Origin of the sequence: Streptomyces sp. NPDC059832, assembly GCF_042731715.1 — a bacterium.
GTDB lineage: Bacteria > Actinomycetota > Actinomycetes > Streptomycetales > Streptomycetaceae > Streptomyces.
This window is the reverse complement of the sequence record NZ_JBHWIY010000048.1, coordinates 9,283-26,540: the sequence shown is the minus strand read 5'-3', so window position 1 is coordinate 26,540 and position 17,258 is coordinate 9,283. Positions and strand designations below refer to the sequence as shown.

At 70.5% G+C, this 17,258-nt stretch carries 16 protein-coding genes; 5 read left to right on the top strand and 11 right to left on the bottom strand.

Translation table 11 applies throughout. The annotated features are described in order from the left end of the window. Positions 1 to 197 precede the first annotated feature (197 nt). Together ACFV8T_RS41135 and ACFV8T_RS41130 are read left to right on the top strand one after the other, a co-directional pair. Positions 198 to 2,231 (top strand): transglycosylase domain-containing protein, encoded by a 2,034-nt coding sequence (locus tag ACFV8T_RS41135; protein ID WP_385337849.1) that lies wholly within the window; start codon positions 198 to 200, stop codon positions 2,229 to 2,231. Continuing rightward, positions 2,228 to 3,526: a hypothetical protein gene (locus tag ACFV8T_RS41130; RefSeq protein WP_385337846.1), complete on the top strand. Its 1,299-nt coding sequence runs from the start codon at positions 2,228 to 2,230 to the stop codon at positions 3,524 to 3,526. The genes ACFV8T_RS41135 and ACFV8T_RS41130 overlap by 4 nt, the downstream gene beginning before the upstream one ends. Before the next feature lie 117 nt (positions 3,527 to 3,643). Here the strand turns inward: ACFV8T_RS41130 and ACFV8T_RS41125 are convergent, their stop codons facing one another. The 3 genes from ACFV8T_RS41125 to ACFV8T_RS41115 all read right to left on the bottom strand — a co-directional run bounded on the left by ACFV8T_RS41125 (position 3,644) and on the right by ACFV8T_RS41115 (position 6,418). Then, positions 3,644 to 4,684 (bottom strand): ABC transporter substrate-binding protein, encoded by a 1,041-nt coding sequence (locus ACFV8T_RS41125; protein WP_385337844.1) that lies wholly within the window; start codon positions 4,682 to 4,684, stop codon positions 3,644 to 3,646. 65 nt (positions 4,685 to 4,749) lie between these two features. Beyond that, a complete protein-coding gene (locus tag ACFV8T_RS41120; RefSeq protein WP_385337841.1) occupies positions 4,750 to 5,613 on the bottom strand; it encodes an ABC transporter permease in 864 nt (287 codons plus the stop codon). After that, on the bottom strand, positions 5,603 to 6,418 hold the full coding sequence (locus ACFV8T_RS41115) for an ABC transporter ATP-binding protein (RefSeq protein ID WP_385337838.1): 816 nt from the start codon (positions 6,416 to 6,418) through the stop codon (positions 5,603 to 5,605). The genes ACFV8T_RS41120 and ACFV8T_RS41115 overlap by 11 nt, the downstream gene beginning before the upstream one ends. Before the next feature lie 218 nt (positions 6,419 to 6,636). Here ACFV8T_RS41115 and ACFV8T_RS41110 point away from each other — a divergent pair, with 218 nt between their 5' ends. Genes ACFV8T_RS41110 through ACFV8T_RS41100 form a run of 3 tightly spaced genes read left to right on the top strand, consistent with a single transcriptional unit; the run spans position 6,637 to position 9,313 of the window. Continuing rightward, positions 6,637 to 8,235 (top strand): ATP-binding protein, encoded by a 1,599-nt coding sequence (locus ACFV8T_RS41110; protein ID WP_385337835.1) that lies wholly within the window; start codon positions 6,637 to 6,639, stop codon positions 8,233 to 8,235. After that, entirely contained in the window at positions 8,232 to 8,945 is a 714-nt protein-coding gene (locus ACFV8T_RS41105; RefSeq protein WP_385337832.1) for a response regulator, read from the top strand. The genes ACFV8T_RS41110 and ACFV8T_RS41105 overlap by 4 nt, the downstream gene beginning before the upstream one ends. Beyond that, positions 8,942 to 9,313: a DUF779 domain-containing protein gene (locus tag ACFV8T_RS41100; RefSeq protein WP_266430629.1), complete on the top strand. Its 372-nt coding sequence runs from the start codon at positions 8,942 to 8,944 to the stop codon at positions 9,311 to 9,313. The genes ACFV8T_RS41105 and ACFV8T_RS41100 overlap by 4 nt, the downstream gene beginning before the upstream one ends. 35 nt (positions 9,314 to 9,348) lie before the next feature. On the opposite strand, the gene ACFV8T_RS41095 is transcribed toward ACFV8T_RS41100, so the two are convergent. From ACFV8T_RS41095 to ACFV8T_RS41060, 8 genes are all read right to left on the bottom strand, one after another. Then, complete coding sequence (locus ACFV8T_RS41095) at positions 9,349 to 9,543, bottom strand: hypothetical protein (RefSeq protein WP_385337829.1); 195 nt, start codon at positions 9,541 to 9,543, stop codon at positions 9,349 to 9,351. 133 nt (positions 9,544 to 9,676) lie between these two features. Beyond that, positions 9,677 to 10,591: a phosphatidylinositol-specific phospholipase C/glycerophosphodiester phosphodiesterase family protein gene (locus tag ACFV8T_RS41090; protein WP_385337826.1), complete on the bottom strand. Its 915-nt coding sequence runs from the start codon at positions 10,589 to 10,591 to the stop codon at positions 9,677 to 9,679. Positions 10,592 to 10,726: 135 nt separating this feature from the next. Continuing rightward, entirely contained in the window at positions 10,727 to 11,842 is a 1,116-nt protein-coding gene (locus ACFV8T_RS41085) for a ricin-type beta-trefoil lectin domain protein (protein ID WP_385337823.1), read from the bottom strand. 95 nt (positions 11,843 to 11,937) lie between these two features. Continuing rightward, on the bottom strand, positions 11,938 to 12,630 hold the full coding sequence (locus tag ACFV8T_RS41080; protein WP_385337820.1) for an ABC transporter ATP-binding protein: 693 nt from the start codon (positions 12,628 to 12,630) through the stop codon (positions 11,938 to 11,940). Continuing rightward, on the bottom strand, positions 12,623 to 13,540 hold the full coding sequence (locus ACFV8T_RS41075) for an ABC transporter ATP-binding protein (protein WP_385337879.1): 918 nt from the start codon (positions 13,538 to 13,540) through the stop codon (positions 12,623 to 12,625). The genes ACFV8T_RS41080 and ACFV8T_RS41075 overlap by 8 nt, the downstream gene beginning before the upstream one ends. A gap of 62 nt (positions 13,541 to 13,602) precedes the next feature. Continuing rightward, the gene (locus ACFV8T_RS41070) at positions 13,603 to 14,460 is read right to left on the bottom strand and encodes an ABC transporter permease (protein WP_385337817.1); all 858 of its coding nucleotides are present in this window, start codon (positions 14,458 to 14,460) and stop codon (positions 13,603 to 13,605) included. Then, positions 14,453 to 15,418 carry an ABC transporter permease gene (locus ACFV8T_RS41065; protein WP_385337876.1) on the bottom strand — a complete coding sequence of 322 codons (966 nt, stop codon included), beginning with the start codon at positions 15,416 to 15,418 and terminating at the stop codon, positions 14,453 to 14,455. Before ACFV8T_RS41065 ends, ACFV8T_RS41070 begins: the two co-directional genes overlap by 8 nt. A 23-nt stretch (positions 15,419 to 15,441) precedes the next feature. Continuing rightward, positions 15,442 to 17,046: an ABC transporter substrate-binding protein gene (locus tag ACFV8T_RS41060; protein WP_385337814.1), complete on the bottom strand. Its 1,605-nt coding sequence runs from the start codon at positions 17,044 to 17,046 to the stop codon at positions 15,442 to 15,444. Positions 17,047 to 17,258: the final 212 nt, after the last annotated feature.

Genomic DNA, 17,258 nt, shown 5'->3' with positions numbered 1-17,258 from the left:
TGACGAGGAGGGCCGACCGGCACGACCTCTTCCGACGGCCTGTTATCTTTACGTGACTTCGCAACAGAACTCTCGGTCATGCTTTGGCCTTTGCTGCGGAGAGTCGACGTGCCGGCGTGTGGCGGCGGACGCTCAATGACCACTGCACGGGCACGGTCGCGACCTGCGGCCGGCCCGGCCTGTCATGGCTGGACGGAATGACACAGCACAACATCTTCAGCAGGACGGCGCGGGCCGCACGGACGGTGCTGGTCCCGGGAACGGGGCGCCGGAAACAGACGAAGCGCCCATTCGCCCGCCTGCCACGCAGACCGGACTATCCACGCGCGGGCCGGCGCGGCTGGCGAAGATGGGTGCCCTCCTGGCGGCTGGTCCTCGGCTCGGTCCTGATGTTCACCGCGACACTGGCGACCGTGGTGGGGGTCGCCTACGCCCGCACGGACATACCCGAGGACCTCAACGCCTTCGCCACCCAGCAGGACACCGTCTACTACTGGGCCGATGGCACACCGATGGCCCGGACCGGCTGGGTGAGCCGCCAGGAGATGCCCCTGTCGAAGATCCCCGACCACGTCCGGTGGGCCGTACTGGCGGCGGAGAACGCCAACTTCTACTCCGACCACGGCATATCGACGCAAGGGATCACCCGCGCGCTGTGGCGTACGGTCGGCGACGGGGACACCCAGGGCGGGTCCACCATCACCCAGCAGTACGTCAAGAACGTCTACCTGACGCAGGACCAGTCCTTCTCGCGGAAGTTCACCGAGATGCTGCTGGCGGTCAAGCTGGACAGCCGCCTGAGCAAGGACAAGATCCTCCAGGAGTACCTGAACACCAGCTGGTTCGGCCGTGGCACCTACGGTCTCCAGCGTGCCTCGCAGGCCTACTACGGCAAGGAGGTCACCCAGCTCAACGCCAGCGAGGGCGCGTTCCTCGCCTCCCTGCTCAAGGGGGCCTCGCTGTACGACCCGGCCGTCAACCCCGACAACCGGAAACGGGCCATCGCGCGGTGGCGGTGGACGCTGGACCGCATGGTGGAGATCGGCAGACTGAGCCCGGCCGAACGCGCCACGTACACCACCTTTCCCGACCCGAAGCCCCCGCACCGGCCGAACAGCGCGGGCGGGCAGGACGGTTATCTCGTCCAGCTCGCCGAGTCGTACGCCAAGCGGGTCGGGCACATCTCCGACGCGCGCTTCGACCTCGGCGGCTACCAGATCTACACGACGTTCGAGAAGCCGCGGATGACCGCCCTCACCCGGGCCGTCCGTGACGCGCGCAGCGCGCTCGACCCCGAGCAGCGCAAGGCCGACCGGTTCGTCCGCTTCGGTGCCGCGTCCGTCGCCCCGGACGGCCGGATCCTCGCGGTGTACGGGGGACCGGACTACGAGCGGCAGGCGTTCAACGAATCCAACGCGGGCACCGTCCCGGCCGGTTCGGCGTTCACCCCCTTCGTCTACGCCGCCGGCCTGCAGCACGGTGTGTCGCACCAGCGCAACGGTCCCCGTTCCGCTGTCGTGCCCTCGACCATGTACGACGGCGACGACGACATCCCGGTGATGACACCCGAAGGCCCCTACTGGGACCGCAGCGGGAAGATGGTCAAGGGCAACAACGACGGCGACGTCTCCCACGGCCGCATCAGCCTGCACGACGCCATGGCGAAGTCCGTGAATTCGCCCTTCCTCCAACTCGGCATGGACGCGGGCCTGCAGCAGGTCCGCAGTACGGCCGAGGCGTCGGGACTGCTCCCTTCCAGCTTCGGCCCGCCCGTTCCGGCGTTCGCGATGGGCAACTCCACGCCCAGCGCCATCCGGATGGCCGACGCGTACGGAACGTTCGCGGCCCACGGCGTGCACATGGATCCGTACTCGGTCCGCAAGGTCACCCGCAACGGCGAGCCGGTCCGGCTCGACCTGCCGCGGCCGAGGCGCGCCGTACGGGCCGATGTCGCCGACGAGGTCACCGCATCGCTCAGCCGGCCGGGCGGCAGGAACGGTGTCGCGACCCCCACTCCGGTCGCCGTCAAGACCGGAACCACCGAGGACGACACCGCGCGCTGGTACGTCGGATACGGCCCGGCAGCGTCCACCGCCGTCGTCGTCTACCGCATGGACCTGACGAAGAGCCTCGCGCCACTGCCGCTCAAGGGGCTGGCCGGTGGCCCGGCCGACGACGGAAAGCTCCCGGCCCAGATCTGGAACACATACACGGAAGCCATGACGAAGTGACAGATACCAGAGCCAAGTCCACCGTCGGCCGAATACGGGCCCGCCTCACACCCCGCATCGTCCTGGGGCTCGCGGTATGTCTTGTGGTGTCGGGTTCCGCGGCGCTCGTACCGCTGCTGTCCGACAACGCCTCGGACGACCGGACCCCGCAGCAGGGCACGCGCACCGTCGCCGCGCCGAAGCCGACCGCCCGGGAACATCCCAAGGGCGGAGGGAGCACGGAGGAGGACTGGGACGGAAAGGTCAAGATCCTCGGGGACGGCTCCACGTCCTACACCGGGCCGCAGCCGGAGCAGCTGAAGGCCGAGCGGCTCAAGCCCGGTGAGCGCCCGCCCCAGTTCGTGGTGTTCTCCTGGGACGGCGCGCTGGAGGGCGACGACCACATGTTCTCGCGCTTCCGCCGTGCGGCGAAGGAGAGCAATGCCCACATGACGTTCTTCCTCACCGGCATCTACCTCCTCCCGAAGGAGAAGCGGGACCTCTACCAGCCGCCCCAGCACAAGGCCGGAGCCGCCGCGATCTCCTACCCGACGCGCGAGCACATCCGGATGACGCTGGAGCAGCTCGGCGAGGCCTGGCGGGAGGGCAACGAGATCGGGTCCCATTTCAACGGCCACTTCTGCGACAAGAAGGGCGGCGGGGACTGGAGCAAGGACGAGTGGATCAGCGAGATCGGCCAGTTCTACTCCTTCGTGCAGAACTGGAAGACGAACACCGGTTTCAAGGACCTCGATCCGCTCCCCTTCGACCCCACCCGTGAGGTCGTCGGCGGGCGTGCGCCCTGTCTGGAGGGCCAGAAGACCCTGCTGCCGGCCACCAAGCCGTTCGGCTGGCGCTACGACGCGAGCTCCCCGGGCGACTTCCAGATCTGGCCGTCCAAGAAGAACGGCGTCTGGGACCTCCCGTTGCAGATGCTGCCGTTCCCCGGCAAGGACTTCCAGGTGCTGTCCATGGACTTCAACTTCCTCTACAACCAGTCCGAGGGCAGCACCGAGGGCGACCCCACGAAGTACGAAACGTGGCGCAAGGAGGCCCGGAACGCGTACGTCGCGGGCTTCGAGCGGGTCTTCCACGGCAGCCGTGCGCCGCTGTTCATCGGAAACCACTTCGAGGACTGGAACGGCGGGATCTACATGGACGCCGCCGAGGACACGATGCGCGAGGTCTGCCCCCGCAAGGAGGTCCGCTGCGTGTCCTTCCGCGAGCTGACCGACTGGCTCGACGCGCAGGACCCGAAGGTCCTCGCCCAGTGGCGGACGCTCGACCCCGCCCAGCCTCCGAGCTGGAAGCAGTAGGCGGCGGCACCGGGCGGCGCGGCTCCGGCAGAACCGTTCGTCCGTGTCGACGAGCCGTTCGGATGCCGGGAGCCGCGCCGCCCGTGTTCCGTGCGGGTGCCGTCGGCGCCCCCGCGGTCAGTTCGCCTTCTCGACGAACTCCGTGGTGTACGTCTTGGCGAGGTCCACCTTCGCGTCCTTCAGGTTGGGGTTGAAGGCCTTCAGGACCCGCTCGACGGTGGCGGGGCCGTCCGCGGGCATGACGCCGTCCTTGGTGAACATGGGCAGCGTGCTCTTGATGGCCTGCGCGTAGAGGGCCTTACCGCCGCCCTGGGCGTAGTCGGCGGGCATCTTCGCGGCGATCTCGTCCGCGCTGTGCGTGGACATCCACTTCAGCGTCCTGACGAAGGCGTTGGCCAGCTTCTGGACGGTCTCCTTGTGGCTGTCGACCCACTCGGTCTGCATGTAGAGACTGGATGACGGGTAGAGCCCGCCGAGCGCCTGCTTGGAGCCCTCCGGCGTCCGCATGTCGATGAGGATCTTGCCGAGCTTCTTGTCCAGGATGGTGGCGACCGTCGGGTCGGTGGTCATACCGCCCTGGATGGCCCCCTGCTGGAGGGCGGAGATGAAGGTCTGCCCGGCTCCCACCGCGACGGGCGTGAACTCGCTGGTCTGCACGTCGCTGTTGACGGCGAGGTACTTCGTGAGGAAGTCGGTGGAGGAACCGATGCCCGTCACACCGAGCTTCTTGCCCTTGAAGTCCTTCGCCGACTTGATGTCGCCCGCCGCCTGGTCGGACACGATCTCGACCTCGCCGGGGGCGTGGGAGAACTGGACGACGGACTCGACCTGCTTGCCCTTGACCTGGAGGTCGAGGGTGTGGTCGTAGAAGCCCACGGTGCCCTGGACATCGCCGGAGACGAGTGCCGTCTCCGCCTGGACTCCGGCGGGTTCGGTCAGGAGCTGGACCGACACGCCCTCCTCCTCGAAGTAGCCGAGCCGCTCGGTCAGCATCGCGGGCAGGTAGATGACCTTGTCGAGGCCGCCGACCATGATCTTGACCTTGTCGTTCTTGCCACCGGAGGCCGAGGTGGAGTCGCCACCGCCACAGGCGGTGAGGCTGGTCAGGGCGAGTACGCCGGCGACGGCGACGGCCGGGATCCGGGTGGATGTACGCATCTGATTCACGTCCTTGTGAAGAAACAGGTGGAGAGAGGGGCGGGGGTACGGAGGGCGACAGGGCGTCAGCGGCCGGTGTCGGCGTCGGCCGGCTTCCAGCGGAAGAGCCGCTTCTCCAGGAAGGTCAACAGGCCTTCGGCCAGCAGCGCGACGATCGCGAGGATGACCATCGCGGCGTAGACACCGGCGGCGTTGAACGTGCCCTGGGAGGCGGCGACCAGCAGCCCGAGTCCCTTGGTGGCCCCGATGTACTCACCGACGATCGCGCCGATGAGTGCGAAGCCGAAGCTCACATGCAGGCTGGTGAAGATCCACGACGTGGCGGAGGGGATGACCACCTGAAGGGTGACCTGACGGTTGCTGGCGCCAAGGATGCGGGAGTTGGCGACGAGATTGCGGTCGACCTCCCGTGCGCCCTGGAAGGCGTTGAAGAAGACGGGGAAGAACACCAGGACGACCGCGGAGGCGACCTTCGACGCCGGGCCGAGGCCGAACCAGATGAGGAAGATCGGCGCGAGCACGATGCGGGGCAGGGCGTTGAGCACCTTGATGTACGGCCCGAGGACATCGGCGGCGAACCGGACCCGGCCCAGCGCGATCCCCAGCAGCACACCGGCGATCACCCCGATGACCCAGCCGAGCAGCGCTTCGTAGAGCGTGTACCAGATCTGCTCCCAGAGGGAGCCCTGGGCGGTTCCGTCGACGACCCAGGTACGGATCTGGTCCCAGATCTTCGACGGCATCGAGAAGTTGAACGGATCGATGACGGCCGTACGGGCCAGCCATTCCCACAGCCCGATGACCGCGAGAAGCACCGCGATCCGGCTTCCCGTCACCAGGTACTTGCGGTTCCTGGCGGCCCGCGCCCTGGCCCGGGTCCGCTCGGTCCTGCCGACGGCGGCGCTCGCGGTGATGGTGTCAGGCGACATCGAGGGCACCCCTCTCGCGGGTGATGCGGACCTCTTCGCCGAGCGAGGACCAGATCTCCCGGTAGATCTCGACGAACCGGGGCTCCAGCCGCACCTGTTCGACCTTGCGGGGGCGGGGCAGGTCGATCTCGAAGACCTCCTTGACCGTGGCCGGTCCGGCGGTCATGACCACGACCTTGTCGGCCAGCGCGATGGACTCCTCCAGGTCATGGGTGACGAAGACGACGGAGGCGCCGGTGCCGGCCCACAGCTCCAGCAGCTCGTCCGACATCAGGGCCCTGGTCTGCACATCGAGCGCGGAGAACGGCTCGTCCATGAGCAGGATCTCGGGGTCGTTGACGAACGTGGCCGCGAGGGCGACGCGCTTGCGCTGACCGCCGGACAGCTGGTGGGGGTAGCGGTCCTCGAAGGAGGAGAGGCCGACCCTGGCGAGCCACTCCCGGGCCCGCGCCTTCGCCTCGGGCTTGGACACGCCGCGGAAGCGGGGACCCGCCATCACATTGGACAGTACGGTCCGCCACGGGAAGACCGCGTCCTGCTGGAAGACGAAGCCGACCTTGTCGCCGATCCCGCGCACCGGCTCCCCGGCCACCAGCACCTCCCCCTCGGTGGGCTCCTCCAGTCCGCTGACCAGGGTCAGCGTGGTCGACTTGCCGCATCCGGTGGGGCCCACCACGGCGACGAACTCGCCGCGCCCGATCGTGAGGTCCAGATCCCGTACGGCGGTGTGGAGCGCCCCCGACGGAGTCCGGAACGCTTTGCTCGCCCCCCGCAGCTCGATGGCGGGGCTCGTTTCGCTGTTCATGGAGCGGGACGTTAAGGGCGCCCCGATGACGCGGGCACCCTTGCGCTCACAACTCGGGGTTCTGCTCATAACGCGTGGTTCTGCTCGTTCTGCTCGCGCTCCGGCAACGAATGCGCCACGAGGACTGGTCATCGGCGACCACGACGTTTACGTTGCGTTCACACAAGGACGAAACGGAGCATCATGTTCCTGGCCGGAGGAAGGCAGAGGGCGAGCACATGCGCATTCACTGGCCCCGCCGTGTCTTCGCCCAGGTGCTCCTCACCCAGGTGGCCATCACCACCGGAGTGATCATGCTCATCACGGGGCTCTTCCTCGCCCCGCTCAGCCACCAGCTCGACAACCAGGCGATGCACCAGGCCCTGTCCATCGCCCAGACCACCGCAGCCGAACCAGGCCTGGTGCGCGATCTGAGGGGCACCGACCCCAGCCCCGGCGGACCGGTGCAGGCCGAGGCGGAACGGATCCGGCTGGCCACCGGAGCCCTGTACATCGTCGTCATGGACACCCGCGGGGTGCGCTGGTCGCACACCGACATCACGCAGATCGGCAGGCATGTCTCGACCGACCCCAGCACGGCTCTGGGCGGCCGGGAGATCATGCAGATCGACGACGGAACCCTGGGCCGGTCGGCACGTGCGAAGGTCCCGCTCCGCGACCGGCACCAGGACATTGTGGGCGCCGTGTCGGTGGGCATCGCCTACGACAGCGTCCATGACCGGCTGCTCGGTACCATTCCCGGCCTGCTGCTCTACTCCGGAGCGGCGCTCGCCGTGGGCGTACTGGCCGCCCTGGCCGTCTCACGACGGCTCCAGCGCGGCACGCACGGACTCGCCTTCGCCGACATCTCCGCGTTGCTGGACGAGCGCGAGGCCATGCTGCACAGCATCCGCGAGGCCGTGCTGGCCCTCGACGCCCGGGGCCGGATCCGATTGCTCAACGACGAGGCCCAGCGTCTGCTGGAGCTGGATCAGGACGCCGTCGGACGTCCGCTGGGCGAGGTGCTGCCGCCGGGCCGTACGGCCGAGGTGCTGGCGGGGCGGGTCGACGGTGCCAACCTGATCACCGTCTGCCGGGGCCGGGTGCTGATCGCCAACCGCATGCCCACCGGTGACGGCGGGGCCGTGGTCACCTTGCGCGACCGCACCGAGCTGGAACTGCTGGGCCGTGAACTGGACTCCACCCATGGTCTGCTGGACGCGCTGCGCGCCCAGGACCACGAGCACGCCAACCGGCTGCACACCCTGCTCGGGCTGCTGGAGCTGGGCAGGCACGATGCCGCGGTGGAGTTCGTCGAGGAGGTGACCAACGGGCACCGGGCTTCGGCGGAACAGGTGGCGGAGCGCGTCAACGATCCTTTGCTGTCGGCGTTGTTGGTGGGCAAGTCGGCCATCGCGGCGGAGCGGGGCGCGTCCCTGCGCATCTCGCCGGGCACCCGGCTCCCGGACGTGGTGGTGGACCCGCGTGATCTGGTGACCGTCCTCGGCAACCTCATCGACAACGCGCTGGACGTCGCCACCCTCATCGAGGTGGAGCTGCTCGCGGAGGGCGGCACGGCGGTCCTGCGGGTCAGCGACAACGGTCCCGGCGTGCCTCCCGCGATGCGCGAACAGATCTTCACCGAGGGCTGGTCCACCAAGGAGTCCCCCGCACACCGCGGACGCGGTCTGGGTCTGGCGCTGGTGCGCCGGCTGGCCGAGCGCTACGGTGGCGCGGCCCGCGTCACGGCACGGGCCGGCGGCGGCGCGGTCTTCACCGTCGTCCTGCCCGAGGCACTCACCGTACGGCAGCTGACAGAAGTGGGAGAGTCGCGATGATCGATGTCCTGGTGGTGGACGACGATTTCCGGGTCGCCGAGATCAATGCCGCGTACGTGGCCAAGGTCCCCGGCTTCCGGGTCATCTCCCGTGCGCACACCGCCGCTCAGGCACTGTCCTGCCTGGAACGCGACCATGTCGACCTCGTCCTCCTCGATCACTATCTGCCGGACGAGACGGGCCTGACGCTGGTGCGGCGGCTGCGCCAGCTCGGCCACCCGGCCGATGTGATCATGGTCACCGCGGCCCGCGACGTGTCGACCGTTCGGACCGCCATGCGGTACGGGGCGCTGCAGTACCTCGTCAAACCGTTCAGCTTCAGCGGTCTGCGGTCCAAGCTGGAGAGCTACGCGGCCCTGCGCCGGACCCTCGACGGTGTGGGCGGCGGCCGGGGCGAGGCCGGGCAGGAGCAGGTCGACCAGATCTTCGGCGCCCTTCGCACCACGGAGTCCGGCCCCGCGGCCGGGCTGCCCAAGGGGCACTCCGCGCCCACCGCGGATGTCATCCGCCATGTCCTGTCCGGCGCCGAGGGCCCGCTGTCCGCGCACGAGGTCGCCACCCGGGCGGGCCTCAGCCGCTCCACCGCCCAGCGGTACCTCAAGTATCTGGAGGGCGCGGGCCGGATCAGTCTCAGCCTCAAGTACGGCGACACGGGCCGTCCCGAACACCGTTACGCGTGGGCGGACCTCCGTCCGGAGCCGCTGCGATGAGCCCGTCGGGAGCACCGCCGGTGGAGCTCACCCCCGCCGCCGCGGAACTGCTGCGACGGCTGCGGGAGGTCCACGGACCGCTGATGTTCCACCAGTCGGGCGGCTGCTGCGACGGCAGCGCGCCCATGTGCTACCAGGACGGCGAGTTCCGTACCGGTGGCTCCGATGTGCTGGTGGCCTCGCTCGACGTCGACGGGGTGGCGGAGCGCATCCCGTTCTGGATGTCGAGGAGCCAGTTCGAGGTGTGGTCGCACACCCGGCTGATCGTCGACGTGGTGGAGGGGCGGGGCAGCGGATTCTCGCTGGAGGCGCCGGAAGGGGTGCGGTTCCTGATCCGTTCGCGGCTGGCCGGCCCGGACGGCGGCTGACCCGCCGCTCACGGCAGCCCGGCAGGACACCGGGATCAGGGCGTGAGGCTGCTGACGACGTTGGCCGTGGCGGCCAGGCCGTCCTGGATGGTCGGCGCCATGCTGGTACCCGCGAGGAAGAACCCGAGCATGGCGCAGACCACCGCATGCGAGATCTTCAGGCCCCCGTTGCGGAGGAAGATCACCGCGAGGATCAGCAGAAGCAGCACCAGTGAGATCGAAATGGCCATGGCCAACCTCCTCCGCCGCGCCGGAATGCGGCATTCGGCCGCCAGTGTGGCGTAGCGGAGGAGCCATCCGGCGCACTGGCATGTCCGCCATCCGGGTGTTGACTGGCTGTCATGCTCGGGGCGGCGCGTCCGGTCAGCCGCGGTGCGCGGCCTCGGTCCGGTTGTCCCGGTCGTGGGTGCGCAGGAAGCGTTCGAGCCCCGCCAGATCATCGGTGTTGAGGTGGTCGACCCCGGCGGCCAGCAGCTCCGTCCAGACCGCGTCCCGCTCCGGCCCCGGCGCGTCCGGCGTGGCCCAGAAGCGGACGCGCCGGCCGCTGCGGTGGGCCTGGGCGACGTGCGCGCGCAGTTTGTCCCGCTCGGCCGCGGGGAATGGACCCGCGCCCAGCCAGCTGAAGTCGTCGGTCCAGCTGCTGCTGATGAGCGGGATGAACGAGGCGGTGGCCGGGGTTCCGAGGTCTTCGGGGCGGCCGTCGTAGAAGGCGTGGCGCGTCGCCTGCGCCTCCATCGGGACGCGGGCGGCGCGGTCGCCGGAGATGACGGCGGTGATGGCACCGGGCCGCACCCGGCCGTGGTGGTACGACGTCAGCATCCGCCGGTAGTGCCGGAGCTGCCGGTCGAGTTCGAGGTAGGCCGCGGCTCCGTCCGTCTTGATGTCGATCAGCAGCTGTACGGGTTCGTGGTAGCCGGGGTGGACCGTGCCGTGGTTGGCCCGGACCCTCGCCAGCAGCGGGTCGAGGTAGAGCGAGGCGAGGGTGCGGGCGGGGTCGAGGTCGGTGGCCTCGTGGGCGACCAGCAGTTCGCCGTCCACCAGGAAGATGTCGGCCTCGACGCTGGTGAAGCCGTGCCCCAGCGCGTCGTGCAGGGGGTGCGTGTGCAGGTAGTCGTTGTGCGCGTGGGCCCTGCGCAGCACGCGCGGGCGGTGGCGTCGTGCGGCCGGGGACGCCGGGGCGGCCTCGGACGCGGCGGCCGTGTGCGGGGACAGGAACGCGCCTGCGGCCGCGGTGGCGAGCGCGGTGGTGACGACGCTTCGGCGGGTCGGGAACGCCATGGATTCTCCCGGGGAGCGAGTGGTGGACCGGACAGGCGGACGCGACCGAGTATGCGATGGTGATCGCCGCAACGGGCAGACCCCGCACAAGAGTTGATCCGGTCGTCGTCCGCCCGTCGACTGCCGTTCCCCCGGTCAGGCCGGGACCGTCCAGCGTTGGTTGGCGCCGCCGGTGCAGGTGTAGATGCCGAGCGGGGTGCCGTTGGCGCTGCCGCCCCCGTAGGCGTCCAGGCACTGCCCGGTGGCGGGGTTCACCAGGGCCGCGCCGTCGATCCGCCACTGCTGGGCGGCCGAGCCGTCGCAGACCGCGGTCCGTACGGTGGTGCCGCTCACGGCCATGCACTGGAACTGCGCGCGGAGCGTGCCGTCGGCGGCCCGTACCCAGTTCTGGTTGTTTCCGCCGTTGCAGCTCCAGAGGTCGAGCTGCGTTGCGGTGGTGCCGCCGGGGATGTCGACGCAGGCACCGCCGATGCCGGTGAGGGATCCGGACGACGAGTTGCCGATGCCGTCCTCGTGCACGCTGCCGCCGCCCTGGCCGCGCACCGAGGCGCCGTTGGAGCAGGTGCCGCTGACGCTGGTGGAGCCGAGTGCGGCGGTGACGGTTGCGCTGCCCGCCGTACCGCCGGGCAGGTCGAAGAGGGCCTTGGAGTACGGCGAGTCGGCGCAGGTGGCGGCGTTGTTGTTCCAGTCGAAGTACTCGACCCAGTCGACCATTCCGCCGGTGGCGACCTTCGCGCCGGTGCCGGTCTGCAGGCTGCCGAGGACGAATGACGTGCCCGCGGTGACATCGGTGATGGTGGCCCGGTACCAGCCGGCCGTCGTGTCGGGTGCGATGCGGAAGCGGTAGTGGTGTCCGGCCGTGAAGCGCTCACCGAGCCGGCAGGTGTAGCCGGTACCGCCCTCGGTGAACGTCTGGCAGTAGGTGCCCGCGTCTCCCGGCCTGCCTCCGGTGGAGTCCCACAGCGAGAAGAGGAACAGGCCGCCGCCGGAGCGGTTGCGCTGCATTCCGATGTAGCCGCCGACCCCGTTGGTGAAGCCGAACTGGTGGGACCAGAAGACGTTCGCGCGGCCGGGGTCGGACTGGACGGTCGTCCCGAAGGTGACCTCGTCGAGGGCGGTCGTCCCGGCCGGGAACGTGTAGTTGCTGTATGAACCCGGGGTCTGGCCGGCCGCCACGGACGGCCCGGCCGGCCCCAGCCAGGCGGCGACGGCGAGGATCACCACCGCGACGGTGGCGCGTGCTTTGTGCATGTCCCACTCCTTGTCCGGACGGATCGACCGACCCACCCCTTTGGTCATGGACTCGTCAACAAGGGTGGGGGCGTGCCACGCCCAGGGGCATGGACTTATCCGGTCGGGCTCATGGACTCCCGCGCCGCGCCCGGTCCGGAGCACTCCCGCCAGCCGACCGTGCGGTCGCACCAGCGTTCCAGCAGCACCCGGTCGTGGCCGACGGCCAGCAGCCCGGCCCCGGACTCCCTCCGGTAGGACTCGACGACCGCCACCAGCGCGGCGGTCGTCGACGCGTCGAGCATCGCGGTCATCTCGTCGCAGATCAGCCAGCGCGGCCGCAGGACCAGCGCCCTCGCCAGGCAGGCGCGCTGCAACTGGCCGTCGCTCACCTCGTGCGGGCGCCGGCCCAGCAGCTCCGGCGTGAGCCCGACCGCCGGTGCCAGCCCGGCCACCCGGTCCGCGACCTCCGAGCGGCGGCCGGTCGCCCGCAACGGCTGGGCGATGAGTTCGCGCAGGGTGAGCCGGGGGTCGGCGGAGAGCCTGGGCTGCTGGAAGACGACGCCGACGGCGGTGCGCTGCGCACGCGGGGCACGGTGCCGCCAGCCGCGTACCGGCTCGCCGTCGAGCACGACCGTGCCCGCGTACGGGCGGTGCAGCAGGGCCGCGACCCTGGCCAGAGTCGACTTGCCGCAGCCGCTCGGGCCCAGCAGTCCGAGGGACTCCCCCGGCGCCAGGCTCAGCGAGGCCTCGCGGACGACGGGATCGCGCCGGTCGTATCCGGCGGTGACGCGGGTGAGTTCAAGCACGGACCGGCTCCTCCCCGTCCGCCCGCACACCGTGGTGGCAGGCGAGACGGCCGTCGAACGGGGGCTGTACGGAACACCGGTCGTCGGCGCGCCCGCAGCGGGCCGCGAACGCGCACCCCTCGGGAAGCGCTCCGAGCTCGGGCGGCATTCCGGGGATCGGTACGAAGGCGCGCTCCGGCAGGGCGTCGAGAAGTCCGCGCGCGTACGGGTGGCGTGGTCCCGGCCTCCCGAAGAACCGCTCGGCGTCGGCGAGTTCGACGATGCGGCCCGCGTACATCACGGCGACCCGGTCGGCGATCCGCTCGGCCGCCGCGAGATCGTGGGTGATGATCAGCAGCGCCCGGCCCCCGTCGGTGTGGCGGCGCAGTTCGTCGACGGTCCGCTCGACCAGCTCGCGGTCGAGTCCGGTGGTGGGCTCGTCGGCGAGGAGCAGGGGTGCGTCGCCGATCAGGGCGAGCGCGGTCGCGGCCCGCTGGGCGAGACCGCCGGAGAGTTCGTGCGGATACCGGTCGAGGTGCCCGGACGGGAACGAGGCGCGTGCGGCGGCCTGTTCGGCCGCGGGGCGCAGGGCGGGCCTGCGGGCGCCGGTCAGTTCGCGGAGGGTCTCCTCCAGCTGGGCGCGTACGGTGCGGACCGGGGTGAGGTGTGCGGCGGGGCTCTGCGGTACGAGTCCGATGCGGCGGCCCCGTACCGTACGGGCGAGGGTCCGTTCACCGGCGGTCAGGAGATCGGTGCCGTCATCGAGCAGCGCCGAGCCCGAGGTCCGCGCGTTGCCGGGAAGCAGTCCCAGCAGCGCCGAGGCCAGCACGGACTTCCCGCAGCCGCTCTCGCCGACCAGGGCCAGGCACTCCCCCGCCGCGAGGTCGAAGTGCGCGTCGTCGACCGCGGCGATGTGCCGGCCGCCCCGCATCCGGAAGCGTACGGAGAGGCCACGGACGGAGAGGACCGGCGCCTTCGGGCCGGGGGCGTTCTTCACAGCATCAGCTCCGATCGGCGGCGCGGGTTGATCCGCTCACGCCAGGCGCCGGCGAGGCCCGCCAGCGCGAGGGTCGGTATCACCAGGAACAGGCCGGGGAAGAGCGTCGGCCACCAGTCCCCGGCGAGGAGCGAACCGCGTGCCGTCTGCACGAGATTGCCCAGGCTCGCCTGATGGGTGGGCAGCCCGAGCCCCAGGAAGGAGAGCGCGGACTCGTGCCACATGGCGTGCGGCACCATCAGCACGGCCGCCAGGCCCGCCTGCGGAAGCACGGCGGGCAGCAGATGCCGGACGACGACCCGCCCGCGCGAGGCCCCGCCGGAGATCGCCGCGTCGATGAACGGACGCGAGCGCAGCGACAGCACTTCGGAGCGGACGATCCTGGCTGTCGAGAGCCAGTGGGTGAGCGCGACGGAGACGATCACCGGACCGACGCCGGGCCGGAACATGGCGACGATGAAGATGCCGAGCAGCAGATGAGGTACGGACGAGAAGGTGTCCACCAGCCGCATGACGACGCGGTCCGTCCAGCCTCCGAACGCCGCGGCCAGTGCGCCGACCGCGGTCCCGATGACGGTCGCGGTGAGCCCGGCGACGACGCCGACGAGCAGCGAGACGCGGAGCCCGTAGACGCAGCGCAGGAGCAGATCGCGCCCGACATCGTCGGTGCCGAACGGGTGCTGCCAGGACGGTGGCCGGAGCTTGGCCGCCAGGTCGACGGCCTGCTGGTCGAGCTGGACCAGCGGCGGCACGAGCAGGACCGCGAGCAGCACCGCGGCGACGATCCCGGCGGAGCTGACCACGCGGACACGGCGGGTCGTGCGGCCGACGGGTCCGAGGTCGGTTTCAGCCATCGAAGCCCACTCTCGGGTCGGCGAGCGCGTACAGCAGATCGGAGAGGAGGTTGCCGAGGACGACCGCCACGGTGGCCAGCACCGTGAGCGCGGCCAGCAGCGGGAAGTCGACGGAGGTGGCGGCCTGCACGGTGGCGGCGGCGATGCCGGGCCAGCTGAAGACCGTCTCGACGAGGAGGGCGCCGGTGATGAGTTCGGGGACGCGGGAGCCGATGAGGGTGAGCATCGGCAGCATGCCGGAGCGCAACGCGTGGCCGAGCAGTACGGTCCGCTCGCTCAGTCCGCGGGCGCGGGCGCCGCGCACCGGGTCCTCGCCGAGCGCGTCCGCGACACCCTGGCGCACGTAGAGGAAGAACCACGGCAGCTGGGAGATCCCGAGCACGGCCGCGGGGAGCACCAGATGGCCGGCGACCTGCCCGAAGGTGACGGTGTCGCTGGCCGCGTCGGTGAGACCGCCGGCCGGGAGCACGTCGAGTTCCAGGGCGAAGAACCAGATGGCGAGCAGCCCGAGCCAGAAGGCCGGGGCGGCTTCGAGCGTGTACGCGGCGGAGCTGACGCACCGGTCGAGCAGGCGGCCGGGCCTGCGGGCGGCCAGTACGCCGAGGCCCGTGCCGAGGAGCACGGCGACGGCGAAGGCGGTCGCGGCGAGCAGCACGGACCAGCCGAGGCGTTCGCCGATGACATCGGCGACCGGCTGACGCATCACGGCGGAGTCGCCGAGGTCGCCGCCGAGCGCCGAGCCCAGCCAGTTCCACCAGCGGCTCACGAGCGGCTGGTCGACACCGAGGTTGGCCCGCAACTGGTCGAGGTTCTCCTGCGACGCGGTGAGCCCGGCGGTGCCCGCGTACGCCTTGACCGGGTCGAAGGGGGAAGCGGCGGCGACGGCGAAGACGCCGAACGTCACGGCGGCCAGGACGGGGACGGCGAGCAGCGCCCGCCGTCCCGCCATTCTGCCCATCGGCCCCCAGGGGAGGCGGTGGTTCACTTCTTCGGCGTCCAGTCCTCGACGTTCCACCACGGGCCGGATGCCAGTCCGTGGTCGTGCGGTTCGACCTGGGTGGTGAGGGGGCCGAAGCGCTCCTTCACGACGTAGAGGTGGTCGATGTGGGTGAGGAAGGTGTAGCCGGGGTTCTTCACCAGCTCGCGCTGGACGGTGTCGTAGGCGGCCTTGCGTTCGGCGTCGTCACCGCTCCTGCGGCCCGCTTCGAGGGCCCGGTCGACGGCCTTGTTGTCGTACCAGGCCATGTTGTTGAAGCCGTCGCCCGCGAGCGAGGACTTCAGCAGTGTGTACTGGTCGAAGTCGGGATCGGCGGGCGATCCGCCGCCCGCGAGGACCGCGTCCTGCTTCATCCGGGGCTCGATGACCTCCCAGGTGCCGGCCTCGGTGGTGATGTCGATACCGGCCTTCTTGGCGTCGGAGGCGTAGGCGAGCGCGTGGTCCTGGCGCAGCTTGTCACCGGTGAGGTACCAGAGCGGGAAGGCGGCGCGCACGCCGTCCCTGGTGCGGATGCCGTCCTTGCCGGGCTTCCACCCGGCGTCGTCGAGGATCTTCTTCGCGGCGGCGAGGTCGTGGGAGCGTTCGGTGCCCTTGGTGAACCACTCGCTGTCGGTGGGGACGGGCCCGTACGCGGCCCGGCCCTCGCCGTTGAGGATGGAGTCGACCATGGCCTTCCGGTCGACGGCGACGTCGAGGGCGCGCCGGACGGCGATGTCGCCCGTGACCTCGTTGTGGGTGGGCAGGGTCACGGTGCGGTAGTCGTACGTGGTGGCGGCGTACGTGCGGGTGCCGCTGCCACGGGCGAACCCCTTGGCCAGGTTGGGCGGCAGGATCGCGCCGTCGAGCTCCCCGGAGCGCAGCCGGGTGGCGCGTATGTCGTCGTCCTTGATGACCGCCATGGTGAACTTCTTCACCTTCGGCGCGCCGCCCCAGTAGCCGGGGTTGGCCTTGAAGCTGAGCTTCTCGCCCTTGGACCACTTGGTGAGCAGGTACGGTCCGGTGCCGATGGGGCGGGTGGTGAAGGCGCCGGTGTTGACGTCCTGCTTGCCCGCGATGTGTTCGGGTGCGATGGGCAGGACGGTGCGCCGGGCGAACGGCGCGTAGGGGTACTTGAGCCTGAAGACGACGGTGTCGTCGCCGTTCGCCTCGACGCTCCGCACCGCGTCGAGTTCGGTGCGGGAGGCGTTGTTGGTCCTCTTGTCGAGGATGGTCCGGTAGGTGAAGACCACGTCCTTCGCACCGAAGGGCGCGCCGTCGCTGAACTTCACGTCCTTGCGGAGCCGGTAGGTGTACGTCAGCCCGTCGCCGCTCACCTCGGGGAGGGCGGTGGCGAGCGCGGGTCGCAGCTTCATGCCGGCGTCGAGGGCGAGCAGCCCGTCGAAGATCTTGGAGTTGCCGTCCTTGCCGTAGCCGAGCAGCGGGCTGAGGCTGTCGGGCTCGTAGGCGATGCCGACCACCGCCGAGTCCCCCGCGCCCGATCCGGAGTTGCCGCCGTCCGGGCCACCCGGTTGTGAACAGGCCGCCGCGGTCAACGACAGCACGGTCGCCAGTGTCGCGGCGACCGCTCCCCGTATCGATCGGGCCGTCATACTCTGCACATCCCTTATTGAAGATCAGATGTTATTGCGAAACCATCGCAATTAAACAACAGGTAAAGGGGTGCCCGATACCCCGCCGGCCGGGGAGACGCAGGAGCGGGGGGGGGCCCTCCCGCGCCCCCCCCCCCCCACCCCCCCCCCCCCCCGGCCCTTCCTCCCCCCCCCCCTCCGGCACGGGGAGCCCCCCAAAGTTCGAAACAGTC